Below are 26,953 nucleotides of genomic sequence, written 5' to 3'. Positions count from 1 at the left end.
CGTTAGATCCCGCTGGCGCCATAGTTGGACAGAACGCTGGCGGAAGGATCGTTTACATCACAGCCCTCCCAGCTCTTGTTGGGCATCCAGAAATCAATGACCATTTCCGCCTGGCCGGGATAATACTTTTCAAAAATCTCCCGATAAAGCAAAGATTCTTTTGTGAAGGGCCTGGCGTGGGTGTATTTTCGCCGACGGGTTTCAAAATCCTCATCTGTATACAGGGATTCTGCATAGTCCATGAGGTCGCGGCGCATGGAATGGCCCACCGCGTCGGAGAAGGCCGCCTTTTCGCGCATCAGGATGTCCCGCGGGATCAGATCATCTTTTTCAAAGGCGTGACGCAGCAGATATTTTCCTATGCCGTAGCGGTTCATCTTCTTTTCCGGATCGATATCCATGCAGTAGGACACGAAATCCAGGTCTCCGAAAGGGACTCGGGCTTCAAGGGAGTGGACGCTGATACAGCGGTCTGCGCGGAGGACATCATACATATGGATCTCCCGAATCCTCTTTTCAGATTCCTTTTGGAAGGATTCCGCGTCGGGAGCAAAATCCGTGTACTTGTAGCCGAAGATCTCATCGGAGATCTCACCGGTCAGGATCACCCGGATATCCGTGTTTTCATGGATCCACTTACAGACAAGGTACATGCCGATGGAAGCCCGCACTGTCGTGATGTCCCAGGTACCGAGGGCCGCGATCACAGGTTCCAGGGCGGCGATGACATCCTCTCTCGTCATGATGACTTCGTGGTGGTCGCTCCCGATATATTCCGCCACCTGCCGGGCATATTTGAGGTCAATGGCGTCAATGTCCATACCGATGGAAAAAGTCTGCAGGGGGCGGTCCAGAATCTTTGCCGACACGCCGCAGACAAGGGAGGAATCCAGACCGCCCGAGAGAAGAAAGCCCACCGGTGCGTCCGCGTCCAGCCTTTTTTCAATGCCCCGGGTCAGTTTGTCATGGATGTTTTCCGCGATCCTGTCCATATCGTCATAGCAGACATGATCAGCCTCCCAGATCCGCCGGTATTCATACAGGTGGATGACAGGCGCTTCACCCTTTCCTTCCCCGGACGCTCTGATCACTGCGTAATGACCGGGCGGGAAGGGCATGATCCTGCCGCAGACTCCCACCAGACTCTTCGGCTCCGATGAAAAGACAGGAATTCCCTTTCCATCTCTGCCGTAATAGAGAGGGCGGATCCCGACCGGATCCCGCGCCGCGATGTACTGCCCGGTGTCCGCGTCATAGAGCACAAGCGCGAACTCCGCGTCAAACAGGCGGAACATGTCCGGGCCGAACTCCTCATACATGGGCAGGATGATCTCACAGTCCGAATCACTTTTAAAAGAATATCCGTGCTTTTTCAGGATCTCCCGCATCCTCCTGAATCCATACAGCTCACCATTACAAACCACTGCTGAGCCCCTCAGCGTGAAGGGCTGCATACCCTCCGGTGACAGTCCCATGATGGAAAGACGGTTAAATCCGAGATACCCGCTGCCGGTATTCAGGATCCTGGTATCATCCGGTCCTCTGCTGATTGTTTTTTCCATCATCCCTGCGATCATATCCGGATCAGCACCGGGTCCGCAGTAAGCAAGTATAGAGCACATGTTTACCTCCTCATAACCGGGGTCACTACGTAAAAAACGGCAAAGGCGCTTTCCGGGGAGATCATCTCCGAAAATGCGGCGCCTTTGCCGTTTCTGTATTCATGTATACGATTATTCGCTTTATGAAGTGGATTATCGCAAACTGCGCCGTAAATGTCAATAGCGACAGGAAAATCCATAGTAAATTCCAGATGATAAATTACAGAGCATAAATTACAGACGGTAAATTCCAGATGTAAAATTCCAGAGACAGGTAGAATGTTTTTCGCTTGACACAGGGAATAAGTTCTCAGGGAGGGCAATCAGCCGTGCAGCCCAATGTTTTCCGCTTGACACAGGGGAATAAGGCGGTGTAGAATACCCCGCGTAAAGGCAAAGGCGTCTTTTGTATCAAACCAGAAGACGCCCTTGCCTTTTTCATTTCAGACGACAATTTTTGTATCATACAGCATGTTCCATGTCATGGAGCAGTTTTCATATCGTACAAGAGTTTTTATATCGGATATAAGCCGAGCGGGAATGAGGAGAAAAGATCTATGCCAAAGTATATTTTTGTGACCGGAGGCGTGGTCTCCGGACTGGGAAAGGGAATCACCGCTGCTTCTCTGGGGCGGCTTTTGAAGGCCCGCGGGCTGAAGGTAGCAGCCCAGAAGCTCGATCCCTATATCAACGTGGACCCGGGGACCATGAGCCCCTATCAGCACGGAGAAGTATATGTCACGGAGGACGGGGCGGAGACAGACCTGGATCTGGGCCATTACGAGCGCTTCATCGACGAGGACCTGAACAGATACTCAAATCTGACAACTGGAAAAGTTTACTGGAATGTGCTGAACAAAGAGCGCCGGGGGGAATATCTGGGCTCCACCGTGCAGGTGATCCCTCATATCACAGATGAGATCAAGGACTTTGTCTACAGAGTCGGAAAAAAGACCGGCGCGGATGTGGTCATCACAGAGATCGGGGGAACCATCGGCGACATTGAGTCCCAGCCCTTCATTGAAGCAGTCCGCCAGATCTCTCTGGAGGCAGGCCGGGAAAACAGCCTGTTTATCCACGTCACGCTGGTGCCCTATCTCCACGGATCGGAAGAGCACAAATCCAAGCCCACGCAGCACTCTGTCAAAGAACTGCAGGGCATGGGGATCAATCCCGACATCATCGTACTTCGCTGCAATGAGCCTCTGGAGGAATCCATCTTCCGAAAAATAGCTCTCTTCTGTAATGTCAAACCCGACTGCGTCATCGAAAACATCACCCTGCCCAATCTGTATGAGGCTCCGCTGATGCTGGAGAGATCGGGGTTCTCCGGGGTCGTCTGCCGAGAACTGGGGCTTTCCGTTCCGGAACCGGACCTCACGGAATGGAAGGAAATGGTGGACCGGATCAGTCTGGCCGGTTCCCGCCATGTCGAGATCGGCCTGATCGGTAAATACACCGGTCTGCACGACGCCTACCTCTCGGTCGTGGAAGCTCTCCATCACGCAGGCTTCTGCCACAAGGTCCAGGTCAGGATCCGGTGGATCGATTCGGAAGAAATCTCTGAAAAAAATGCGGCTGAGACTCTTTCCGGTCTGAATGGAATCCTTGTACCCGGCGGTTTTGGCAGCAGAGGGATCGAGGGAATGATCCTGGCCGCAAAATACGCAAGAGAAAACCATGTCCCCTATCTCGGCATCTGCCTGGGTATGCAGGTCGCAGTCATTGAGTTTGCGCGCCACGCGGCCGGGATCGCTGACGCAAATTCCGGTGAATTCGATGAACAATGCAGACACAAGGTGATCGATTTTATGCCGGGACAGAGCGAAGACATTGACAAGGGCGGCACCCTCCGCCTTGGTGCTTATCCCTGTATCATCTCTCCGGGCACAGTCATGGAACGCTGCTACGGAAAGCTGGAAATTTCCGAGCGGCACCGCCACAGATACGAATTCAATAACGATTATCGCGGCATACTGACTGACTGCGGACTGACCTTGAGCGGATTTTCACCTGACGACAGACTCGTAGAGACAGTAGAACTCTCTGATCAGGACTTCTTTGTAGGGGTCCAATACCATCCCGAATTCAAGAGCCGGCCCAACAGACCGCACCCCCTGTTCCTCGGGTTTGTCGGCGCCGCAACACAACATCCTGATTGACGGCCGGCGAGCCGTCGGAGGAGACAAGGGGACATTTCTCTGTCTCCTTTGATCCGGTTTCATCTTCTGCATCATTTTCTCCAGGGAAACCATGAAGGATGCAGCACCTGCCGCAGGGCAGCATCATGGGCCTGGCTCTCGAAGTCGTCCTGCAGGGGCTCCAGGCTGCAGCTTCCGTATTTTCTCGTCAGGGCTGTTTTCAGAATAAGATCTGCAAATACAGGATTTTTGGGCAGGACAGGCCCGTGGCTGTAGGTACAGAATGCGTTTTTGTACCTCGCTCCTTCCGTTTTGTCCTCTCCATTGTTTCCGAAGCCCTTCAGCACTGTGCCCAGCGGGCGAACGTTATTTCCCAGGTACGTTCGTCCGCTGTGGTTTTCAAAGCCGACGATCGTGTCCGCTCCCGAATCATCTCTGAGCCTGTAGGCATAGTTTCCGATCATTCTCTTCTTTCCTCCGACTGTATAAAAATCGATGGCGCCCAGGAATTTACAGACATGCCCTTCCTGCGTCTTATAGTAATGGCCCATCATCTGATAGCCGCCGCAGATGCATAAAAAGGTTTTTCCATCCTCCAGGGCGGAGCGGATCTGTCTGCCTTTGCGCAGGCGCAGATCCTCCAGGAGGATCTCCTGATCAAAGTCCTGTCCGCCTCCTATAAAAAACAGATCGAAGGAAGTCAAAGCGTTTTTTTCGCCGATACCGACAGAGTCCACGCTGCAGTTGATGCCGCGCCACTCCAGACGTTTTTTCAGACACAATATATTTCCGCGGTCCCCGTAAAGATTCAGGACATCGGGATAAAGATGGCAGATTTTCAGTTCCATTGTTGAACTCCTATGGTGAATTTCTATGGTGAATTCCTATGGTCAACTCCTATAAAAAATTATTAGTAGAGTTCTGGTAAAATTGTAAAAAGTACACCTTGATAGAGAACTATTCCCTGAAATCGCTTCTCCGGGACAACATTGCAAATGCCTCTTTTCTGATCATTCATTCCCTTTCCAGAATTCCGCCTTTCCCGTCTCCTTCTGCAGCAGTTCCCGCAGGGGGAGCATGGCAGTGTAATTGGGCAGGATAAAGACCGGTACCTTACTTCCGCGAATGATCATCAGCAGTGTTTCCTTCTTCCGGATATGTCTGATCCTGGACTCCGGGATACCCGCGTATTTCAGGCGCAGCTGCAGATCCTCCGCTCTTATTCCCCACACATAAATTCCCTGGAGAAAGGGGTGCTGACAGAGTTTTTCATAGTCAACATCCCAGATCCATGAGATGTCATGTCCGTCCGCATCCCTGTCATTCAGGCACAAGATGAGCGCATATGGTTTTTTGAGGCTACAAAGATAGTCCAGCGCCTGATTGCAGCCCGCCGGGTTTTTGACCAGGATCATCTGGGCTGCGGCGCCGCCCGGTTCAAAAGTTTCCATGCGGCCGAAAGCCCCGGAGGTCGAGGCAAGGGCTTTCAGGACCGCCTGCAGGGAAATCCCGGCAGCCTGTGCCGAGCAGGCTGCCGCTGCGGCGTTATAGATGTTGTAAAGTGCCGGCGCGGCGATATTCACAGGCACCATACCGACGCTTCTTTTTTCAAAGCGCATATGGACCCGGGTGCCGGTATAATCCATGCTGTCGATGGAAGTTATTTCAACATCGGGATCCGGCCGGGCATATCCGCAGGCCGGACATCGAAAGCCGCCCAGATGGGCAAAGGTGCGAAATGAATACACATATTCTGTCCCGCAGCGGATACAATAGCGGGCGTCACTGACAGAAGACTCCTCATTTCCAAAATCCTGCCCGGAATTCTGCTCAGTATCTCCTGCCTCAACTCCGATTCCGATCCCGAACCATGCGACAGGATTGGGCAGGTCAAGAGCCAGGGAAGCCGTCAGGGAATCATCTGCATTCAGGCAAAGAACAGCTTCAGGCACCTGCTCGATGCCTCTGCGGACAGCCTCCAGAGTGTGCATGACTTCGCCGTACCGGTCCAGCTGGTCGCGGAAGAGGTTGGTGACGATGATCACTTTGGGGCGCAGCAGAGGAACTACCTGATGCAGCGCCCCTTCGTCACATTCAATTACCGCATAGTGCTTTACTGCGCGGCCCCGCCAGTCGGTGCAGACCGCAAGCTCCGCAGTCACGCCGGAGAGAAGGTTTGCGCCGGACCGGTTTGAGACCGTCTCCAGCCCCGCGCATCTCAAAACGCTCTCCAACATGGCCGCAGTAGTTGTCTTTCCATTAGTGCCCGTCACCACGATGCTGGCTACATCCTGAGACACCACTGTAAGCAGATCCTTTTTCAGGACCATCGCCGCCTTTCCGGGAAAAGAAGTTCCTCCCCGGCCGATCCGATGCAGGACCGCCCTCGATGCCTTACAGACCGCCACGGCAAAGACTGTCCGCAGACTATCTGCCAGCTGCTGCTTTATATCTGCCTGCCGGCTTTCCGGAACTTGTCTGCCTGTAGGGTTCTGTTCATATCTATGGTGTCCCTCTGTCGGCTGATTCTGTGCGTCTGCCTGTTTATTTTCCGGTCTCTGCCTTTCCGGATTCCGTTTTTTAGGATTTTCTCTGTGGCATTTTTCCAGAATCCTGTCGTCGTCCGATTCCCTGTTTATCATTTCTTCCACCATTTCTTCCATCGTTTTGCAATCCTGTTCTGCTCAGTCTCCAGAGCCACAGTAAACAATATTGGGAGCACATATTCACCACAAAAAAAACGGCAAAGGTGCAATCTCCGGGAGATCATCTCTCAAAAATCAGCGCCTTTGCCGTTTTACATATTTACGTATACGATTATTCTGCTTATTACTCTGCTTTATTGATCTGCTTTATGCGAGGAATTATCGCAAAACGTGCTTCAAATGTCAATAAGAAAATCCCCGGGCTGAAGGATGATAAAAAGACCGTAAAAAGAGGTTAAATGGCATACCTCCTCCGTCCTTTTTATGATCTGTCAATTCCCGATAACGGTAATGCGTCCCTGCGGCTCGGCGTAATTCTCCGGAATCGTTCCGCCCAGTTCTGTTTTCATATAATTGATCAGCGCCTCAGAATCAAGATATCCGACATAAATCTTTGTTGCGGCGCCTGCCTGCGCAAAGCGATAATAGGTATCGCCTCCGCTGGCAACGAAATCAATGGTTGCAATGGTATATGTGGCTTCCGGATCAAACGCTTTCCCGCCCACTTCGGTGATGGTGACCCTGGAGCCCGGTGCAGCCGGCGCGTAATACGTGGTGCCGGGGTAACGTTCCCCTCTCTTATAGGGTACTGTCGTATCCAGTGTATACTTGATCTGTGAGACCTGCGGAAATGCGGTTGCAGGCTCCGGAGATGATTGTGTTGCAGCCTCCAGTGTCTCCAGAAGTTCTGCGCCGGTCACTTCAATGGTGCAGAGCTGGTTGTTAAACGGAAATACATTGTAAATATCCAGCCGCTGGATCTCGCCGGCTTTGATGGATTTCCGGACTGCGCCGGCATTCAGGACTACAGCATCCGGCGCAGCAGAAGCCTGATCTACCTGCCAGTAAATAGCATCGGTGACAAAGTCAGCCAGGTTGGTCTCCTGGTCATTGTCATTCCCATCCAGGTCCCAGTCGGTATCGGCGACTTTTTCTCCCAAAGTACCCCTAATTTCCTCAGAGATCCCTGCGACCATCTCCGCCACTTTCGGGTCGCTCCCGGTATAGGTTCCCACTTCCACCAGGCTTTCTGTGAATCTGCCATCTTCACAGGTCAAAACCCCTATGTTCTTCAGATAATAACCTGTTTCGGCAATCAGGACGTCATTCCCCTCCAAATCCTTGACGGTCTGGTTCTCCACCTGATGGTCGTGTCCGTCGATCATGACGCTGAGACCTTTGGTATTCTCCACAACTTCCTCTGCATCGATTTCTTTAATGGCATTTCCTTCTCCAAGATGTCCCAGACACACGATTGTGGAACAGCCCTGGCCTTTCAACTCATCAATCTGCGCCTGCGCCAGAGCGTACAGTTCCTCCCCCGATGCGAAGGACAGGCCGGCTGTATTTTTTGGCGTGGAAATGGTTGAGGTAGAGGGGGTATCCAGCCCGAACACACCGACCTTCGAGCCGTCTGAAAGTGTGAATACTGCATTTCCTTCGGCAAAGGATTCCCCCGTGGCATCCACTGTAATATTTGCTGCCAGTGCCGGAAAATCCATCTCTGACATGCGCTGCTCGAGCAAATCTGAGCCGTAGTCAAAATCATGATTACCCAGGGCTGCGGCATCATATCCGACAGCATTCATGACCGACACGACTGACGCACCCTGGGAAAAACCCGCGAAAGCATTTCCCTGCAGCATGTCCCCGGCATCCAAAAGCAAAACATCACAGCCCTGCTGTTCGTAATCTTTTTTGAGCTGCGCTACAGCCTCCATTCCCAGGCAGCTGTCCGAAGCTTCCATAAAGCCGTGCACATCATTGGTATGCAGGATCACCAACCTGGCATCTTTGGTATTTTCACCGGCATCCGGACTGCACGACACTAAACCTGCCCCCAGAAACAGCATTGCCGCTGCAATCATCATTTTTTTCAGTATTCCCTTCATGGCTCAGACCTCCTTCTTCCATCAGTTTTTCTGCTGTTTCCGGTTGTAAAAACGCATACACGACAATAGCACCACGGTCTCGACTGTGTTTTGTTTGAGCAGCCGAATTGTATCACCCTCAGAACCTTCATAAAACACCGGAAATCCTAAGCTTAGCTGCTTTAAGATGCGTCCGTCGTCCTGTCGTTCAGGATACAATTCTATCTCTTTGATGAAGTCCCTCCTATCTGATATTTTAAAAAACAATCTTGATTCCATTCGGTTCAATGATTTTTTGAGCGAGCTCTCTACATGAAAGCGGAATTTTATCATTTACCCTAAAATCATAGTCTGTAATCCCCATTATCACGATATTTTCAGATATGCCTTGGGAAAGAACATTTACAATTTCATCTTCTGATAACCCTACACCTTCCTGGTACATATGCTGTATGAGCTTCGGAGTGCTGAATAGGATAATTCTTGAGCCTCGATATTCTTGATTAGTTCTTCTCATTAAAGAATCTATTTTACTGGCTGCACCCTTATCATCAGTGAGCACACACAGCTTTCCATCCGGTACTCCCGGCAAATAGGATAAGATGTGCGCACATATTGAAATCAGTTCTTCTCCGAGATTATCTTCATGCTCTTTATTGCTTCTCACCGCAGAAAAGAATCTTTGATATAAATCAGATGCTTTGAGATTTTTCCCCTCGACTACCTCAGAATTAAGTTTATCATTCATTTTTAAAGTATCCGTAATAGTGCTTGTAGGGCTTTTCACCATTCGTACGGCCCACATTAGATACTCATTTATTCTTTCAATCGTAGAGAAGCAATCCGAAAGGATGCTGTATGTATATTCCTCGTCGAAAATAACTACACTCACTCCGGAGTTTTTCAGTTTATTTATATATTCAATAAACCGCCGATCCAAGACGTGGTTGTCTCCGGACAGTTCCATCAATATACATCTTGTCAAAAAGATTGCTATTCCCCGGTTCTCAAAATACTGGATTAGTATACTCTTCTCTTTTTCCTTTAAGTTCGAATGCCTTTGAAACGAACATGCATCATAAAAAAGCACCTTTTCAGCTTTGAAGAACATCCTTTTGATCTCATCTATATCCGTAACAACAGATTTTTCTATTTCACTATAGTTGTAAGGGGTTTCCGCATATGTTGATGCCATATCTACTCCCCCTTAATCTTTGCGTATATTTCTCGCATGTTTTTAAGCGCTTTACTGACTGTTCTCTCATTAATATATTTATCTTCAATGAATTCTCTTCCAAACCTGCCAACAAGAGCTTCAATATGAATGTAATCATCACGCAAAGAGGGTTCCATAATACTTTCATCCAACCACAATTCTGTCAATTGCTTCTTTACTTGAGCTCTATCAATGCTAAACATTACATCCAGCTTAGCATTTCCCTCAATCAGGCCCAATTCCAGGCATCTTATCAATACCGCCATATACGGTACCTGATAGTAAGACATTAATCTAACGATTGCACCGATTTCATCCTCCTCTGATTCGTCTTTGAACTTCGAATACATTCTTCTGAAACTAACTTCAGGCATCAGGAGCATTCCGGCAAAGAGATTTGCAGCATATTCTCCCTCGTGCTCGTAGTAGTGGTCATCAACAAATTCGACTTTTGAGACAAACTCCTCAGACCCAAAAAAAACATGATAAATCTCATGTGCTATAGCGAAGTTAACGTTCACTTTGGGCAATGATGTATTAAGTACAACATACCCCAGCCCATCTCCTCTATAACACAAAGCTCCTATTTCATTATCAGCAAAAGGTATTTCAAAAACGAGGTATCCTTTTTTCTGAAATGAAGATCTGACAATCTGCAAGATGTTAAGCAGGTCACTATCATATTCGATTCCGGCAAAAGAGCAGAACCGCTTCACCTTGGAATCAATTTCTTCACGATCCGATTCACTGTATGAAATTATCTTTCGCAAACGTTCAACATTCATACCTTATCCTCTTGCTATGTGCTCAAACCGGCTTTTTGCGCTCAACACTTCATCAATATTCTCCATCAGTTCCATTAGCTGATCAGCAATTTGTTCCTGCTTTTCAGATGGTTCTCCGGCATAGAACGCAATTTTATTGGCTGATGCAGTTCCCATTTGCGGGATATAGACTGTGTCCGCCAAAAAAAACTCAACGGTTTTTCCTAAACCACGAGCGATTTTTTCCATATCTGTGCCGCTTTCCTCCTGAGCACCGGTTAATATGCGCGATATTTTATTCTTATCAATCCCAGTAATCATGCTAAGGTATGTCTGCTTGATCTTCATCTCTGACAAATATTTATTTACATTATTAATAAACTTAGTCATGACACTCGCTCCTTTCTGTCTCAAATCATGAAATCGTACTGTCCCCAATTAATAGTATACTCCTCCGCGAAAATAACGCAAGAATTTATCTCATTTTTTGAGATTTTTCAAGGATTACTTTTGATTCTCTGCTTTTATTACGCTTTCTTTCGATAATAAATCTCATTATTAGCGTGCCAATTCAAAAATCAACATACATTCTACTGATTCAACAAAAAACGGCCTTCCATCGAAATTCTATCTCATCTCCTTTCTCGAAATCCGCCCAGCCTCTGCGGCCTTCACAGCAGCCCTCTCGGCGTCCTGGATGATGACGATCTTACCATCTTCGCAGGTGACGGAAATGTAATCCCCAATATCAAAACTGGCTTCTTTAAGCCACAGCCCCTTAAGCATAATCGTCGGCGTCTCCCGATACTTATAGCCGCTCTGTCCGTAAACCTTAACACTTCTCTTCTTTGCCATTATGATTTCCTCCGTTTCTCAGATTGTCGTTGGTTGTCAGTATCATTTCCAAGATCACCGGATCCAGATCATAGGCGCAACCTCCCTTCGGCGATAAAAAGCTGCCAATGCTTTTACACATCAGCAGCTTTCGCTCTTAGTTCGGTGTTTTATTTTCAGTTCTGATTCTTCTTAGAATCCTTGATACGGTAGTAGTCTTCCAGATCTACATCAATCCTGACTTTCGTATCAGGTTTTCGGTTGTTCAAGAGGCACACGGTCTCGACCGATGAAGTCCAGGGAAACTGATTGACGCACATGCCGCGCACGGGACGGTAGCCGGCGGCGATAAAAGCAGGGAGGTCGCGGGCGAGGCTTGTCGGCTTGCAGGAGATGTACAGGATATTTTCCACGTCATAGGCAATAATCCGTGGAAGGGCTTTGGGGTGAATACCGTCCCGGGGGGGATCGAGAATGATGGTGTCCGGTTTCTCATCGATTCCGTCCAGGACTTTCAGGACATCGCCCGCGATGAATTCACAGTTGGAAAGTCCGTTCCTTTTTGCGTTTTCGCGGGCAGCTTCAACAGCCTCCTCTACGATCTCAACACCGATCACTTTGTCCGCAAAGGGGGCCATCAGCTGAGCGATGGTGCCTGTCCCGCAATAAAGGTCATAGACAATTCCACAGCGGTCATTCTTTTCGGTGATAAACTTTCTCGCCGTCTCATAAAGGACTTCTGCTCCATAGCTGTTTGTCTGGAAAAAAGAAAAAGGGGTCACCTTAAACCGAAGGCCCAGAAGCTCCTCTGTAAAGTGATCAGTGCCGAACAGGATCTCTGTTCCCTGATCTGCGACCACATCCGCGAGTGAATCGTTGGATGTATGAAGGATGCCGACGATTTTTCCGTTAAGATGCGGTGAGTCCTGAGCGAGACTCCGGTGCTCTGCCGCTGTATCCGTTCCGCCTTCTGCGGCAGATTGAGATATGGTCCCGGTTGAACTCCGCTTTTCTGTCACTGCATCGGATTCTGCTGGTGAAGCAGGAGACAGCTGGTCAGTCCCTGTCTGCCCCTGCAGCGAGACAAGTTTTTCCACGAGTCCGGACAGATCGAGCTTCATCTGTGTCGTCGTGACAAGATCGATCAAAATCTCTCCGGTAAAGGCTGCGCGGCGCACCAGGAGGTGCCGCAGATAACCGGTGTGGCGCAATCTGTGGTAAAAAGGAACTGTCTGCAGCCGCGGCTCGTCTGCGTCCATGGAGTTTTCTGTCTCCTGCCGCACGCCTGCGTCCGGGGAGCTTTCTATCTCCTGCTGTACGTCTGCGTCCATGCAGCTTTCTGTCTTCTGCTGCACGCCTGCGTCCCGGGAGCTTTCTGTCTCCTGCCGCACAAGAAGCGCATCGAGAGGTGTTTCCTGAAAATACTCCAGGACAGTCCGCAGTATGAGGGAGAAGTCCGGATCGGTCAGTCTGCATCCCTCTACCGTGACAATGTCATAAAAGCTTCCCCTTTTGTGCATGCCGAGGGCAAGGGGGCCGTCCTTCCAGGCATCGCCAAAAGTAAACTCCATCTTATTGCGGTATTCAAAGGTTTTGGGACTGGTGAGGATTCCTTCGAACCAGTTGTCCGGCGCCAGGATATCGTTGTACTCTTCCGCTCCGATCCCGGAAAGCTGAGCAGCTTTCTGCATAGAATCCTCCAGGAGAGAATGAACCTGGGAACATTTCAGCGCGGATTCCTCCTTCTCAGGGAGATTCAGATAAACGCAGCCGCCGCAGGCGCCAAAATGAGGACAGGGAGCTGTGCGTTCTACGGGAGATTTTTCCAGCACCTCCTGCAGGGTCCCTTCAGCCTTCCCCCTCCTTTTTTTCGTCACGCGCAGGCTGACACGCTGCCCGGGCAGGACATTTTTTATGACACAGATTCCCTCCTGTGTCTCTACGATCCCTTTTCCCGGATAGTCGACCCGGGTCACGATTCCTTCCAGCAAATCACCTTTTTTCATTTATTGTGTCTACCTTTTTTATTTTAATTTTTTTCCAGCCTTTTATTTTGTCCGGACGGTATACCAGCCACTAGCACCACCTTCTCTGCAGAAAATCAAGCAGCAGCTTCCCCATGATCTCACTGTCCATGATATAACTGCCGTGGTCTGCGTCCTCCACAATCACCATCTCTGAGTCCGGAAGGGCAGCTGCGATCTTTTCCGTTTCGGAGCGCAGGATCAGGTCGTTATCGCCAGCCGTGACCAGCACGGGTATCCTTATCTTTTTGAGAGATTCCGGATCGATATGGGGCTCCGTCAGCATCAGGGTGATCAGGGGATCCTCTTCTTTTTTATTGATCTCTGAATATTCCTCAATAAAAGACGGAATCAGCCCCTGAGGAGACAGATTTGTCCCGCTGGCCGCCATGATCCCAAGGGTCCCCGGATGACTGATCTCCAGAAGCAGAGCGATAATACCTCCATCACTGTGCCCGTACAGGGCCAGCTTTTTGAGCCCGAGCGCTTTTATGAACTGATAAATATCCTCCGCCATGTCGGCATAGTGGTATTCAGTGACCGGTTCATCCGAAACAAGTGTCGATTTCCCATGGCCTCTCGAATCCGGTGCATACACAGTGAAACCGGCTTCCGCCAGCTGACGGATCTCCGTATCAAACAGGTGATGATCCTCTCCGTTCCCGTGGACGAGCACAATGGGCCTGCCTTTTCCAATCACAGTATTCCCAGTCAAAGTGATTTCCGGCGCTCCGTTCCCTGCTGTTTTCAGCCCGGACTGAACGTTCTGTGCGGCTTCACGGGCTGTCGATTCCTTCCGGTTTAATGATGTTTCATCCTGACCGGACTGGACGTTCTGTGCGGCTTCACAGGCTGCGGTAATGTAATAGAGATTCAGATCATTGAGGGCCATAACTGCCGGCTTCAGCAAAAGTTCTCGTTCTCTCATCAGTAATCATCCTACATGCCCAAATTGTTAAGCTGAAATCGTTCTGAAACAGTTAAGCAGATATTGCATTCATCTATTTTCCTGCAGGAAATCCATTGCCAGGCGGCACATCTCCTCGTGGGCTCCGGGAGCAGTAAAGCCGTGGTCGCAGCCCGGGATCACGTGAAGATCCATCTGCGGGAACTGATCGCAGAATCTGCGGACATCCTTCGGGGGGACGACCTCGTCCGCATCGCCGTGCATGACCAGCATGGGCGGGTAGGTCTCTTTTCCGGCATCAAAGACGCTGTGCTGTATAAGGCTCTCGTAGAAGCTGTAGTAGACAGGAAGCGGTCTGGCAGGATCATTGGTGCAGTCGAGGGGAGCTTTGGTGCGGAATTCCTCCGCTGTCATGTTCAGGAGGTTCAGGAAAACTTCCGGCATGGTTACAGCAGGGGCGCGGAGGATAATGTGATAGTCCGCAAGTTCTCCGCCTGCAGGATTCAGATCTTTTTGCCCGCCTGCAGTCATCAGGCTTTTACCCCCTTGATCTCCGCATGCAGTGGTCAGGCTTTTATCCCCTTGATCTCCGCCTGCAGCAGTCAGGCTTTTATCCCCTTTATCCCCACCTGCAATAAGGCGGCTGCTCTCCTTGCAGCACAGGAGGGTCAGGTATGCTCCGAAGCTGGTGGCAAAAATGTATTTCGGGAGATCCGGAAATTCGCGCCGGCATTCTTCAGCCATGAAAAGGATATCTCTCATGGCGTTCTCCACCGTCAGCATTTCGGGCGCCGCAGGGCTTTTCCAATGGGCGGGCAGGTCAAAACAGACGATCCCGTATCCTTCCGGCACAACCTTCTTTGCAAGGACATGCAGTCCGGTGCTTTCTTTACTGCCGGAAAAACCGTGTATACCCAGAATTATCCCTTTCAGCGGTTTGTCCCTCAGGACAGGCATACAGTATTTGCAGGGGATCGCATAGTGGTCCGTTTTTCTCCTGCCGCCGGAATCCGGTATGGATGTCGGGCCGGTTGAAACAGAATCAATGGTTACAGAATCGGGAGATACAGAATCGGGAGATACAGGATCAACGGATACAGGGTCAGCAGATACAGGATCAGCAGATACAGAATCAACGGAAGCTGATTCAGAAGTCAAAGCCTCCGTTAAACGCATTTCCGTTTCCGCAGGGATCTGTTTTTCGCAAAATTCGACCCGCACCTGCAGATATTGAGGGGGAACTATTTTTGCCTGCCAGACTCCGTTGGCGGAGATCCACAGGTCGTGTCCGTCACGGACAAAATCGCCGGCGGCAAATTCGAGGATAGCTGTTCCGCCATGGTTTCTGCCGTGGCGGGTGCCCACGCGGACGGCTGTCTCATAATCAGGAGAAATATGCACGTACTGCCGGCTCATGGGCAGCAGACCTTTTTCCATGATGGAGGGCAAAAAGTCCCCCGCTGTCCCATGGTAAAGATATTCGGGCGGAACCGGTTTTTCCATCTCTATGATGACGCCGGGGATCGAATGTCCCTGGTTTGCGCGGATCCTTTCTCCCGATGCGTCAAAAGAATAGCGTCCCTTCTCATCGGTGGCGACAATGGTCTCCAGCATCTGGCGGTCCACGGTCCGGTTTTTTTTGCTCAGGGCCTGAAGAACGGTTTCCACCGGGGCCCATCCGCCCTGCGGATCAATATATAAGGGTTCCTGACAGTGCCTCAGGAGCCATGAAAGCCGCTTGCTGATCTTATTCATGTTCATATGGAAACCCTCCGGTTTCTGTTTTCTGCTCAGTTCTGGTCTTTACTCAGTCACGACGAGGTATTCGAAGCCGGCTTCGCGGACCCAGACGGAGACATCCATGCCTCTTGTTCCGAAAACGCCGTATCCTTCTTCATCAATGATGACCGGATCCGGAAAGCAGCCCATAGCGTCGCGAAATGCAGCGCCCGCATGTTCTTTTCCTACTTTCATACGTTTTTCACCTTCCACGGTGTTGCTGAGCACGACCGCGAGACCGGATTCGGGGTGGTCCGCTGTGCCTCTGCGGACCCATCCGATGATATGGGGATCGTCAAAATAATCCTCCTGTTCACCGTAGGCATAACCGCGGCGGATCTTGATCATCTTGCCGAGGTTGGGGACCATGGGGCGGTCCTGCACAGGATTCCCGTAGTAGTCCGAATAAAAAACGCAGGGAGTGCCGCCCTCCCGGAGGAGGATCATGGCATAGGCCAGGGGCTTGAATGCATCTGAGACGAAGGACTGCAGGCTCTGTCCGTACTGAGTGTCATGGTTGTCCACAAAGGTCACCGCGTGATCCGGCCGCTGTTCGATCAGGGTGTTTTCAAAAATGTGTCGAAGATCATATTCGCCGCCGGCCTGGGACGCGTTAAAGAACTGGTAATGAAGGGCGACGTCAAAAAGGGACATCTCCCCGTTCACCTGGTCCAGATAGTACAAAAGACGCCCGAGGTCCGCATTCCAGTATTCGCCCACAGCCGGCAGACCGGTGCCCAGTTCCCTGCGGACATTCTGGAGCAGGTCTTTATAAAAGCTGAAGCTGATGTGTTTGACCGCGTCCAGACGCAGGCCGTCAATGCCTGTCTCCCGGATATACCAGAGCAGCCACTTGCGGATTTCTTCGGCAACCTCCGGGTTGCTCATCTGGACATTCATTCCCATCAGGTAGTCAAAATTTCCTTTTTCAGGATCTGTGTCTTTTGCCCAGTTGTTTCCCGTAAAGCGATAGATCAGGCCCTGGTCCCGGTTGTTCTCGTCGTAATCTGTCCCGGAAAAATGCCTGTGGTCCCATATGAAATTACTGTATTTCCCATGCCTGCCGGGAAATGTAAATTTTGACCACACTCTGACGAGGCGCTCACCGCCGACCTGCTGGGTGCGGTTTTCGGCAGAATCCGTCACGGCAGTCACATCCTCGGCCTCGTCGGCGCCCATTCTGTGATTGAGGACGATATCGGCAAACACCCGGATCCCTTCGCTGTGAAACGCCTGGATCGCCTCCAAATATTCTTCTTTTGTTCCGTATTTTGTCCGCACCGTGTCCTTCTGGTCAAATTCACCCAGGTCATACAAGTCGTACACGCTGTATCCGACATCCTCCTGAGAAATGGCTTTGTAGGCCGGGGGGAGCCAGACTTCTGTGATCCCGATGTCATTCAGATTTTTTGCCTTCGCGGCACAACGCTTCCACCACAGACCGTCGTTTGGCAGATACCATTCAAAATACTGCATCATTGTTTGATTTACAGACATCTTAATTCCTCTTTCTTCTTCTCTTGTCCCTTCTTTTTCTTCTCTCTCTTCTCTCTAAAATCTATCTTTTATGAATGTCTTCTCTCTGGTATCCTTTTCTGATTTCTTTTGTCTGATATCTTTTGTCTGTTGTCTTTTCTATGGTATCTTTTCTCTTTTATGTGAAAAATATGTGTCTGTTTAATGTACATCTGAAACCGCAGGCAGATATCTGCGGTGTTCTTCTTCGATAAATTTCCGGATCCACTCGCGGTCCAGCAGGTTGTCTGCAGCGTCGGCGAGCGCTGATTCGTCCGCGAAAAGATCAAATTCCTCCTGCTTGCTCTCCAACAGCTTTCTCACGGCCTCATCTACGGTATTCTCACAGAGCAGGTGATAGACAAGCACATTCCGCGTCTGTCCCATGCGGTATACGCGCGCGATGGCCTGCCGGGTCAGGGAAGGCTTGATCTGGGGCTCACAAAAAATCACGACTCCCGCTGCCTGGATATTTAAGCCGGTTCCTCCGGCCTGCACCTGGCACAGGAGAATGCTTCCCTCCGGCGAACCGGAGAAACGGTCTACGATCTTCTGCCTGTCCGCAGCAGGAGTGCTTCCTGTGATCATGCCGATATAGATATGATGGCTGCCGGTCTGGTCTTCTTCACAAACCTGATCCATCTGACCGGCGGGCGTATCAGGATTATCCTCCCGTTTTTTATTCCAATCCTCCAACAGGGCCGCTGTCTTACGGAGTGTCTCCCTGAAAAAGGAGTAGATCACGATCCGCTTTCCTTCATCCCCTGCCTCTTCGCACAACTCCATCAGACGGACAGCTTTTGAGGAGGTCCGCAGATCATCCTGCAGGAAGGAGACCCGGCGCATACCATTGAAGCTTCCCTCGATCGCACAACTGCTGTAGTTCTCCAGGTCCTGCGGGGTCATGGCACACCACTCCTCCTCTTCGGTACAGGGCGGAAGTTCATCCAGAACCTGGTCGCGCTGCCTTCGCAGATAAACCGGAGCGAGCATTTCCCGGAAAGCCGGCACATGCCGCATGGCGGCATTTTCCCTGATTTTCCAGTCCATATCCGGACGGACAAAACCAATCAGCTGGCACATCTCGATCACATTGTTTTCCAGCGGTGTTCCCGTCATCAGGAGGATACGGTCCGATTCATCCTCAAGGGAATGGATATAGCGGGTCCGCTTTGCCTCGGGATTTTTTATATAATGAGCTTCATCGATCACAAGCAGGGCAAGGCGCATCTTCCCGTCTATACGGGAGAAAATTTTCCCCATGCTCTCATAATTGGTAACTGCTGCGCCGCCGTCTGTATTCCACCTCTCAAAAGACGTCTCCAGAAAGGGACCGTGGAGCAGATGTGCCTTCACTTCACTGAATTTCACGATCTCCCTGCACCAGTTGATCATGACTGAAGCGGGGCAGACAACCAAAAAATGCGGTTGTTGAGCAGAAATCTGCCCACCCCCTGTTGCTGTTGCCGGGGTCTGTACACTCTCTGCTTCTATTGTCGGAGACTGCGTGCCCTCTGTCTGCAAATTAGAAGCGGAAAGGCTCTGCCTTTTTTCTGCCGTCAGGTGGGACATGGCGGCGATGGCCTGAATGGTCTTGCCCAGGCCCATTTCATCACCGAGGAGGACGCGTTTCTGTGTAAGGATATAGCGGGTCCCGAAGGCCTGGTATGCGCGCAGGTTTCCTTTAAAGGCGGTAAGGTCCAGCGGTGCCGCATCGATCCGGGCGGCAAGCTGCGCGGGGATGCTGCTGTAGATCATTTTCTGCGGGGCAGAGATCCCGCCCCGGGCTTCCAGCCAGGCATAATACGATGCACTGTTTTTTTCAAAGTCCGCAACAGCTTCTTTCTCGCTGATCTTTACGGTATTGTTATAGAGCGACAAAAGGTGGCGGACACGTCTGCACAGAGGACTCCGGTCAAGCTCCAGCAGCGAACCGACCGCCAGAAGAGTCCGTTCCTTTTTCTGCCGTCCGGAAAAGATCCACCGGAAACGGTTACGGATCTCCACGGCCTGTATTCCGGCTTCCACCTGAGTATGAAACTCCTCCCGCAGAGGTTCCGCGTCCCGGCGGACAAGAGCCGCTTCCCTGCTCCTGGCGAGCAGGGTGATCAGCACGCGGCTGTCGGCTGCCAGAACAGCCCGGGCAGAGGAAGTGCCCGTTGCAGAGGTGTTCATTGCAGCGATGCCCGCAGCAGGGATGTTCGCCGCAGGGGTATCTGTCGTAAAGGTATTCGCCGCAGAGGTGTTCGTAGCGGAGGTATTCGTAGCAAAGGTGCCCGATGTAGATGTATTCTCCGCAGAGACGTTCGCAGCAGAGGTGTTCGTCGCAGGGATGTCTGTCGTCAGCCGGATCCGTCCTGATGCGGACAGTTTTTCCAGAAACGTATCTATGAGCATCCTGATCGACGCGGCCTGCTTTTCTCCAATCCCTTCGACAGACTGCAGTCTCCATTCGTCTGCCTCATACAGGTCCAGCAGGCTGTGATAGCCCGCCTGCTTCAGCGCCGCCACACGGATCCCGGCGCGGGCATTCCGCAATTCCTCCACCGGGATATCTGCCAGACCGCAGACCGCCTGTTCCCGCAGGATCCGGGCACAGCATTCCTTTAACCCGGCTTCCTGTTCCGCAGCCTGGTCAAACATCCTCTGGAAATCCTTATCCAGAGCCTGAAAACTGTCGATCAGTATACGGATTCCTCGAAAATCGGGTCTGTTCATTCCACCGGTTCCTTTCCCCTGTCTTTTATTTGATCTGCTATCTTTTATTTAATCTGCTATCTTTTATTTGATCTGCGCCAGATTTTCTGCTTTTCCGCCTCCTGGATCAGTCCGTCGCGGAAGTCGGGATGGGCTATGCTGACCAGCAGCTCAGCCCGTTCCCAGGTAGTTCGTCCGGTGAGGTTAACGGCCCCGTATTCGGTCACAATATAGTAGCTCTGGCTGCGTGGGTTAGTGACGATCTCCCCGTTAAAATGGGGGACAATGCGGGAAGAGACAGTTCCCTTTTCATCTGTAAATGTCGAGGTCATGCAGATAAATGCTTTTCCTCCATGTGCCATGGCAGCGCCGGTGAGATAGTCAAGCTGTCCGCCGGTCCCGCTGATGTGGCGCAGGCCGGAGCTCTCCGCATTGACCTGCCCATACAAATCCACAGAGATGCAGTTATTTATGGAGATCATATTGTACTGTCTGGCGATCGTCTCGGCAGCATTCACATACTCCAGCGGTTCAATGACCACACCGGGGTTACAGTCCACCCAGTCATAGAGTTCTCTGGATCCGAAAACGATTCCCGTAACGCCCTTTCCGGGCCGGAAGGTCTTATAACGATTGGTTAGTTTTCCCGCTTTGAAAAGTTCATAATAGGCATCCCCGCACAGCTCTGTATGCATACCCAGATCCTTTACATCCGACTGTGCGAGAATTCCTCCCACTACATTGGGCATGGAGCCGATCCCCAGCTGAAGGGTTGCTCCGTCTTCAATAAAAGGCACCAGGATATTAGCGATGGCAATGTCCTCCTGAGACGCCTGCGAGATCGGAAACTCAGGCAGCGGAGGATGAGATCCCTCCACTACGTGGTCTACTTCTGAAATGTGGATGCTTTCGTCAAAACCTCCCAGAATCCTGGGCAGATGTTCATTGACCTCAAGGATCACAATATCCGCCTCCTTCAGGATCCCGCGGGCGATCCCTGCGGCACAGGAGAGATTAAAGAATCCGTGCCGGTCCATGGGAGTCACAGCCATCATAGCGACATTCACTGTCAGGAAATGCCTGTAATAGGGGACCAGATTGCGGAAGATCATCGGAATATAATTGCAAAGCCCCCTGTCGCTCAGTTTTCTTTCATAGGAAGAACAATGCCAGCTGTTATAACAGAAATGCTCCCGTTCGGGATCGGACTCCACCGTTCTGATGGGGCCAAAGCACAGATTTCCCCGGATCTTGACATCAAAGAGCTCGTCCCTGCGCTTTGCGAGGGCTTCATCCAGCAGAGTCGGGAAACAGACATTGGTCCCGTAGTCCACCCAGTCCCCGCTCTTTACCAGTTTGACCGCTTCCTCCGGTGTCCGGAGTTTCTGCCTGTATTCGTTGTAGTAGTCCATGGCTTTCCTTTAGCAGAGTGTAACAATTGTCCGGTATTGCCATTATACCGCAGGATCTGTTGTTTTTCACGTATTCAGGGAAAAACAGGGCGTGGGCAGATAACGTGCAGGTAATTACAGCCTGTCTCCCCTGCCGGCGATCTGCAGAACCCCGGCAGCAGCCTCTTCGTGACCGCTGACATAAAAAGCTGGCGGGACAGAAAAAATGCGCCGGAAACCCGGCGCATTTCTGTTTTACAGGATAATCCCTGAATGATTCTGTTTCACGAAAGATCTTCCAATCAAATCATCCTGTTTCCCGTTAGATCATCAGATCATATCATTCTGTTTCCCGTTAGATCATCGGATCATATCTCCGGATCGCTTCATCTTCACCCCTTTTCAGAGGCGTGAACAGGCTGTGTTCCAAACAGCGTCAGCATGCTATCTGTATAGATGAAAAGATGGGCAGATTATCCGGATTCTGTAAGATTAGGCAGGTATGACCGACGTCTTTTTCTGACGGGTCAACACATGTCAATAAGCATTCCAGGTGAAGGAGACAGTACGTTCCACATAATAGCCTGTTGCGTTTTTGTGGTGGCGTCTGTTTGCCTGCAGATCGCGGGAAAGCAAAATGTAGTAGGTTCCTTTGGGAAGCACCTCTGTCTGGGACTTATTCTCATAGAGGAAAGTAACATCGTGGATCTTCCCGTTTTTGTCAATCACGATAGGGGTATAATCACCATATCCGTCTTTTGAAGCCGCCCAGATCCTGATCTTTTTGCTCTTTGTAAGGCTCACTTTATACCATTTGGTGAATTCATACCCATAGTCAAACACCACGATCTTGTTTTTGCCGGCCTTCAATGACTCAGCCTTTGCCTGGCAGTAGTTGGAAGTACGGCTCTGCTTTACGAATTCATATCTGAACCGTGTATTCTCGTGAGTTGCGTAAAAATAATAGGTTCCTTTGGGCAGCGCAATGCAGCTTGTACCATTGAAGACATCCACTGTCCTTATACCACCATCACCATAATTGGTATCAATAGTTATTCTGGGAGCTCTGTGGTGGCTTGTGGTCTTACTGGTATCCACTTCCAGTTTGATATATCCTGTGGACGGAACTTTAAATTTGTAGTAGTCTGTATATTTTTCTGAAGATATGGAAGTATACCATTTCTTCTGTTTTATGGTATGGATTCTGTAACTCCCCTTGATGGTTGCTGCTTCTGCCTGAGCGGGTGCAAATCCGGCTACCAGGCAGAGTATAGCCAATGCGCAGATCAACTGTTTCAAATACTTTTTCATAAATATGTCCTCCTTCCAAGAAAAAAGAATTGAAATAAATACATGGTATTATTATACAACAATACTAGAATAAATCATTTAAAATCGGGCAAAATTAACAAAATTGAATCAACGAAATAACGTGCACTAATTCAATGCTCCAATTCCGGAAGGGGCAGCGTCTGTGACAAGACTGATCAAAAAACAAACCTGAATTATTCATAACGCGCGGGATATGCCCATGAATAATTCAGGCTAATTCAGGTTAATCTTTTCCGCCATCGGCGCCAGTCGTACTTAAATTGTGCCGTTTCCGGTCACACACCTGTCCGCATGTGACCGGAAACGCATCTATATAAAAAACATCCCTTACTGAATCATTCCTCAATCAGAGTTCTGTAAAGATACATCCCCTTGTCAAGTCATCCCTTTATCTTGTCATCCGTTTCATCAGCTTTCCCTAAAGAAAAATCCTTTGTCAGACAATTCATTGATCAGCTTTCTGCCAGGGATGTGCATTCGGAGCAGGCAGCGATGAGGGCGCTCATATTGCCTCCTATCGGCCCGGAGGGGGGTCAGGCCGATGAGGCAGGCCAGGGATTTCATTGTTTAATCTTCGCAGGTGCATGTCTCCGTAGAGCCCATGCAGGGAAGAAGGGTCATGTCGTAGGTGAAAGCTTCATCATCAAAGCGGTATTCGGGCAGGAGCCGTGGACCGCAGCTGTTGGAGCCTATGCCGTTCTGGCGGGCATCCAGGCAGAGCACTGTGCTTCCGCACGGGGAGAGCTCGTAGTTGTGGGCTTTTCCGGTCAGCTCCTCCTGGGTATAGGCGGATACGTTAAAGGAAAAAGGGATCCGGCTGAAGGCGGTGAGGGAAAAGCTGTTGTCCCTGAGAGTCATGAAGTCACAGCCGCAGCGGCTGCCGTTCTCCTGGGGACGAAGATAGTCCTCATGGAGGTCGCGTACTGTCGCGGCAAAGAGCCCGTGCCAGGAGGCGCGGTGCTTGTCGATATAACTCTCGAGGGGACCCAGACCGTAATAGACAGCATTCTGCATGGTCTCGGGAAGGAAAAGCCTCAGCCCGAAGCGCGGCAGTTCGGGAAAGTCCGTATTCCTCTTTACGTCCATATGCACACTGATCCTGCCGCTGAAGGTGACGGTCCACACTGCATCGATATCCATGATCCGCTGTACAGTGGGAGCCAGGATGCCGATTTTGCTGTGGATCTGTACTGCATTTTCGAGCATGGTCCATTCTGTTGTATAGGCGCGGGAACGGGTCCGGTCGTACATAGCTCTCTCCCACTCCATTCTGATATACCTGTCGTTGTCCGTCGGAGCACGCCAGATATTCAGTTCCATCGGCTTATCCAGAATTTCTTTGTCCTCAAAAGACATTTTTTCAAAAATACCGTACAGTCTGCTGTAGACGTAGTTGAAACTCTCTCCCTTGAGGATCAGCCGGCGCTCATCCTCCTTCACGCGAATCTTTTTCATCTTGTTCGCACACACATTGGAATCTTTTTCCATGGTGATGACCATCCGGTTTCCCCGATCAATCTGCAGAGGGATCTCATCAAAGCCGAGAAGCATACCCTCCTCCCGGAATTCATCGGCCTTCCGGAGAAGATAAAAGACCTTCATATAAATCTTTCCTTCTTCGGGGAGGGAAGGCAGGGACAGGAAGATCCTCCCTGTTTTCCCCGGAAGGACAGAAGGGATCTGCGGCGCCGAGACCACACCTCCCGCGATCCGGACATCATCGCAGGTCACTTCGTATTCCAGAGTGATATACTCCTGCAGATCAACGAAATTCATCTCATTTTTGATGTTGAGGATGCATGTGGTCTGGGCATTGCCGGAATGGTCATGCATATGCACGGCCCCGGTGCGGACAGGATCTGCGTGATCTGTCTTCAAAGCTCTGGCGCGGGCAGGGTCCGTCTCTCCTTTCAGGATCTCCTGAACGCTGGATCCACAGGCCCAGGAAACAACGCGGGCGGGGCGGTGAACGTTTTTATATTCCAGGAGCCCTGTGTGGGGCGTGCGGTCGGGATAGACAAGGCCGTCCACACAGAAATTGCCGTCGTGGGGATACTCTCCGTGGTCCCCGCCATAATAGTAGATCGATCTGCCGTCCGCCGCCGTTCCCTTGTAAACGGCATGGTCGCTCCACTCCCAGACAAAACCTCCGCAGATGCAGTCGTAGTTTTCCATCAGGCCAAAATAGTCCTCGTAATCTCCTGCCCCATTGCCCATGGAATGGCAGTACTCGCACATGATAAAGGGCTTTTCCGGATCAGACTCTGCGTAGCTGATGACATCTTCAAAGGCAGGATACATCCGGCTGTAGAGATCGATGTTGGAATGATCGAAGGTGCGGGCGCTTCCCGGGTTCCAGGCGCCCTCATAGTGGGTCAGGCGCGTGGGGTCATAGGCTTTGGTCCAGCGCAGGGCTTCCTCAAAGGTGCAGCCGTAGCTGCTCTCGTTTCCCATGGACCAGATCACCACGCAGGGGCGGTTTTTGTCCCGGTACACCAGCTTTTTTGTGCGGTCGAGGGTAGCTGTGATAAAGGCGGGGTTGTCCGATACCATTTCATTCCAGCGGGCCGCCCTCTCCTCATCTGTATCCTCCCTGTAGCAGAGCATCCAGAGGCCGTGGCTCTCATTGTCCGCCTCGTCGATGACAAAAAATCCGTACCTGTCGCACATCTGATAAAACATGGGAGCGTTGGGGTAGTGGCTGGTCCTGATGGCGTTGAAATTATAACGTTTCATCATCTCCAGATCCCGGCGTATATGGTCGACTCTGACCACCGGGCCGCTCACAGGGTCCCAGTCATGACGGTTCACGCCCCGGAACCTGACGGGACGGCGGTTGATCAGGACAACATTTCCCTCCACCGTGATCTCCCGGATACCGATCTGTTCAGTGATCACTTCACCGCGGGTCTCCATAAAAAGCGTATACAGATAAGGATCCTCACTGCTCCACAGATGGGGGTCTTCTATGGTAAACTCTGTTTCACCTTCAAACTGGAAGCGGCAGATCTCATTTTCTTCGGCATCCAGAAGAGACGCGGTCACAGGTGCCGCCTTTTCCAGATATTCCACCTTCATAGAGAGCATGGCGCTCTCCGCGCGGGGCACTTCCTTTTTCCCTTTCTCCCAGACAATCTGTGAACGGATCGTGTAGTCAAAAATACACTGGTCCGGCCTGCGCAGCAGATAGACATCCCGAAAGATTCCGCTCACCCGGAATTTGTCCTGGTCCTCCAGATAACTGCCGTCGCACCATTTGAGCACAAGGACAGCAAGGACATTCTCTCCTTCCACCAGCTGGTCTGTGATCTCAAACTCGGAAAGTGCATGAGACACCTGGCTGTAACCGATGTACTGTCCGTTCAGCCACACGTAGAAACAGGAATCCACGCCTTCAAATTCCAGAAAGGTCCTGGGCAGATCCTCCTTTTTTTCAAACAGAAACCGATGTACATAGGCACCGCACGGGTTTTCCTGCGGAACATAAGGCGGGTCCGCCGGAAAGGGGTAGCGGATATTTGTGTACTGGTGCCGGCCGTATCCATAATTCTGCCAGACGCCGGGAACCGGTATCTCCTCAAAACCGGATACGTCAAAGTCCGTCCAGTAAAACTCTTCTTTCAAATCATAAATACTGTCAAAAAACCGGAATTTCCAGGAACCGTTCAGCATATGTATACGGTCCGAGGCCTCTCTGTTTTCCACCAGACATTTCATTCGTCTGCCCGCAGGTACATAGTAGGCACGATCCGGCATAGTTCCCTCATGAAGGACAGACAGATCTTCGTAATGCTTAGATATGATCAAAGTATTTCCTCCCAGATGCGCAGATGGATATACACAAAAAAGGTGTTCAGTTCCGGGTGTCCCTCTCCTACGCACAGATAATGCATGTTTTTGGGCCTTTCATGGACAAAAAGCGTTTGCCGGAAACCGCGGTCACAGCCGGGCGATCCCTTCTCCTTATCCGGATCCTCTTTCCGGCTGTATCTTGAAATAAGCAACTTCAAAATATGGATATATTGTCGTCAAACCCTCAAAAACATATACCTTTCCCGTATATATTGTGGTATAGTGTTTCACTAGAATAGTTATGCATATTGCTATCATACGACATGGTTCCTCCTTTGAACATAAACTGTGATAGACAGAACATGCACAAAAAGATACACTCAT

General features: G+C 50.7%; 17 protein-coding genes. 1 reads left to right on the top strand and 16 read right to left on the bottom strand.

Annotation, left to right across the window (positions count from 1 at the left end):
* Nucleotides 1–2: 2 nt before the first annotated feature.
* Nucleotides 3–1,622: an asparagine synthase B gene (asnB, locus tag BLT02_RS09380; RefSeq protein WP_092994262.1), complete on the bottom strand. Its 1,620-nt coding sequence runs from the start codon at nucleotides 1,620–1,622 to the stop codon at nucleotides 3–5.
* Between the two features lie 536 nt (nucleotides 1,623–2,158).
* Between asnB and BLT02_RS09375 the strand changes: the two genes are divergently transcribed.
* Nucleotides 2,159–3,763 (top strand): CTP synthase, encoded by a 1,605-nt coding sequence (locus tag BLT02_RS09375; protein WP_092994258.1) that lies wholly within the window; start codon nucleotides 2,159–2,161, stop codon nucleotides 3,761–3,763.
* Nucleotides 3,764–3,834: 71 nt separating this feature from the next.
* On the opposite strand, the gene BLT02_RS09370 is transcribed toward BLT02_RS09375, so the two are convergent.
* The 15 genes from BLT02_RS09370 to BLT02_RS09295 form a co-directional block, all read right to left on the bottom strand.
* Nucleotides 3,835–4,590, bottom strand: a complete 756-nt coding sequence (locus BLT02_RS09370; RefSeq protein ID WP_092994254.1) for a type 1 glutamine amidotransferase — start codon at nucleotides 4,588–4,590, stop codon at nucleotides 3,835–3,837.
* Between the two features lie 162 nt (nucleotides 4,591–4,752).
* Entirely contained in the window at nucleotides 4,753–6,405 is a 1,653-nt protein-coding gene (locus BLT02_RS09365; RefSeq protein WP_242869756.1) for a Mur ligase family protein, read from the bottom strand.
* A 314-nt stretch (nucleotides 6,406–6,719) separates the two neighbouring features.
* The gene (locus tag BLT02_RS09360; protein ID WP_092994251.1) at nucleotides 6,720–8,339 is read right to left on the bottom strand and encodes a bifunctional metallophosphatase/5'-nucleotidase; all 1,620 of its coding nucleotides are present in this window, start codon (nucleotides 8,337–8,339) and stop codon (nucleotides 6,720–6,722) included.
* Between the two features lie 235 nt (nucleotides 8,340–8,574).
* Nucleotides 8,575–9,513, bottom strand: coding sequence for a hypothetical protein (locus tag BLT02_RS09350; protein WP_092994246.1), 939 nt, complete (start codon nucleotides 9,511–9,513; stop codon nucleotides 8,575–8,577).
* 2 nt (nucleotides 9,514–9,515) lie between these two features.
* Nucleotides 9,516–10,319, bottom strand: a complete 804-nt coding sequence (locus tag BLT02_RS09345) for an ImmA/IrrE family metallo-endopeptidase (protein ID WP_092994243.1) — start codon at nucleotides 10,317–10,319, stop codon at nucleotides 9,516–9,518.
* Nucleotides 10,320–10,322: 3 nt separating this feature from the next.
* On the bottom strand, nucleotides 10,323–10,688 hold the full coding sequence (locus BLT02_RS09340) for a helix-turn-helix domain-containing protein (protein WP_092994240.1): 366 nt from the start codon (nucleotides 10,686–10,688) through the stop codon (nucleotides 10,323–10,325).
* A 237-nt stretch (nucleotides 10,689–10,925) separates the two neighbouring features.
* Nucleotides 10,926–11,153: a SymE family type I addiction module toxin gene (locus tag BLT02_RS09335; RefSeq protein ID WP_092994237.1), complete on the bottom strand. Its 228-nt coding sequence runs from the start codon at nucleotides 11,151–11,153 to the stop codon at nucleotides 10,926–10,928.
* A 155-nt stretch (nucleotides 11,154–11,308) separates the two neighbouring features.
* The gene (locus tag BLT02_RS09330) at nucleotides 11,309–13,138 is read right to left on the bottom strand and encodes a class I SAM-dependent RNA methyltransferase (protein WP_242869755.1); all 1,830 of its coding nucleotides are present in this window, start codon (nucleotides 13,136–13,138) and stop codon (nucleotides 11,309–11,311) included.
* 70 nt (nucleotides 13,139–13,208) lie between these two features.
* Entirely contained in the window at nucleotides 13,209–14,084 is an 876-nt protein-coding gene (locus BLT02_RS09325; protein ID WP_092994234.1) for an alpha/beta fold hydrolase, read from the bottom strand.
* 69 nt (nucleotides 14,085–14,153) lie between these two features.
* Nucleotides 14,154–15,824, bottom strand: a complete 1,671-nt coding sequence (locus BLT02_RS09320) for an alpha/beta fold hydrolase (RefSeq protein WP_092994231.1) — start codon at nucleotides 15,822–15,824, stop codon at nucleotides 14,154–14,156.
* Nucleotides 15,825–15,866: 42 nt separating this feature from the next.
* Complete coding sequence (locus BLT02_RS09315) at nucleotides 15,867–17,339, bottom strand: alpha-amylase (protein WP_092994228.1); 1,473 nt, start codon at nucleotides 17,337–17,339, stop codon at nucleotides 15,867–15,869.
* 180 nt (nucleotides 17,340–17,519) lie between these two features.
* Nucleotides 17,520–20,075, bottom strand: a complete 2,556-nt coding sequence (locus tag BLT02_RS09310) for an SNF2-related protein (protein WP_092994225.1) — start codon at nucleotides 20,073–20,075, stop codon at nucleotides 17,520–17,522.
* Between the two features lie 56 nt (nucleotides 20,076–20,131).
* Nucleotides 20,132–21,466 (bottom strand): acetyl-CoA hydrolase/transferase family protein, encoded by a 1,335-nt coding sequence (locus tag BLT02_RS09305; RefSeq protein WP_092994222.1) that lies wholly within the window; start codon nucleotides 21,464–21,466, stop codon nucleotides 20,132–20,134.
* Between the two features lie 516 nt (nucleotides 21,467–21,982).
* Nucleotides 21,983–22,756 carry a hypothetical protein gene (locus BLT02_RS09300; RefSeq protein ID WP_092994219.1) on the bottom strand — a complete coding sequence of 258 codons (774 nt, stop codon included), beginning with the start codon at nucleotides 22,754–22,756 and terminating at the stop codon, nucleotides 21,983–21,985.
* Nucleotides 22,757–23,344: 588 nt separating this feature from the next.
* Nucleotides 23,345–26,584, bottom strand: a complete 3,240-nt coding sequence (locus tag BLT02_RS09295) for a glycoside hydrolase family 2 TIM barrel-domain containing protein (protein WP_092994216.1) — start codon at nucleotides 26,582–26,584, stop codon at nucleotides 23,345–23,347.
* Nucleotides 26,585–26,953 lie beyond the last annotated feature (369 nt).

It is taken from the genome of Sarcina sp. DSM 11001, assembly GCF_900101015.1.
In the GTDB taxonomy this organism is placed as follows: Bacteria; Bacillota; Clostridia; order Lachnospirales; family Lachnospiraceae; genus CAG-791.
The sequence above is the reverse complement of the archived record's forward strand: the minus strand, read 5'-3'. Positions and strand labels throughout refer to the sequence as shown.

Coding starts and splice junctions, on each gene's coding strand:
- asnB (WP_092994262.1), bottom strand. CDS start 1,622: ATGTGCTCTATACTTGCTTACTGCGGACCCGGTGCTGATCCGGATATG.
- BLT02_RS09375 (WP_092994258.1), top strand. CDS start 2,159: ATGCCAAAGTATATTTTTGTGACCGGAGGCGTGGTCTCCGGACTGGGA.
- BLT02_RS09370 (WP_092994254.1), bottom strand. CDS start 4,590: ATGGAACTGAAAATCTGCCATCTTTATCCCGATGTCCTGAATCTTTAC.
- BLT02_RS09365 (WP_242869756.1), bottom strand. CDS start 6,405: ATGGAAGAAATGGTGGAAGAAATGATAAACAGGGAATCGGACGACGAC.
- BLT02_RS09360 (WP_092994251.1), bottom strand. CDS start 8,339: ATGAAGGGAATACTGAAAAAAATGATGATTGCAGCGGCAATGCTGTTT.
- BLT02_RS09350 (WP_092994246.1), bottom strand. CDS start 9,513: ATGGCATCAACATATGCGGAAACCCCTTACAACTATAGTGAAATAGAA.
- BLT02_RS09345 (WP_092994243.1), bottom strand. CDS start 10,319: ATGAATGTTGAACGTTTGCGAAAGATAATTTCATACAGTGAATCGGAT.
- BLT02_RS09340 (WP_092994240.1), bottom strand. CDS start 10,688: ATGACTAAGTTTATTAATAATGTAAATAAATATTTGTCAGAGATGAAG.
- BLT02_RS09335 (WP_092994237.1), bottom strand. CDS start 11,153: ATGGCAAAGAAGAGAAGTGTTAAGGTTTACGGACAGAGCGGCTATAAG.
- BLT02_RS09330 (WP_242869755.1), bottom strand. CDS start 13,138: ATGAAAAAAGGTGATTTGCTGGAAGGAATCGTGACCCGGGTCGACTAT.
- BLT02_RS09325 (WP_092994234.1), bottom strand. CDS start 14,084: ATGAGAGAACGAGAACTTTTGCTGAAGCCGGCAGTTATGGCCCTCAAT.
- BLT02_RS09320 (WP_092994231.1), bottom strand. CDS start 15,824: ATGAACATGAATAAGATCAGCAAGCGGCTTTCATGGCTCCTGAGGCAC.
- BLT02_RS09315 (WP_092994228.1), bottom strand. CDS start 17,339: ATGTCTGTAAATCAAACAATGATGCAGTATTTTGAATGGTATCTGCCA.
- BLT02_RS09310 (WP_092994225.1), bottom strand. CDS start 20,075: ATGAACAGACCCGATTTTCGAGGAATCCGTATACTGATCGACAGTTTT.
- BLT02_RS09305 (WP_092994222.1), bottom strand. CDS start 21,466: ATGGACTACTACAACGAATACAGGCAGAAACTCCGGACACCGGAGGAA.
- BLT02_RS09300 (WP_092994219.1), bottom strand. CDS start 22,756: ATGAAAAAGTATTTGAAACAGTTGATCTGCGCATTGGCTATACTCTGC.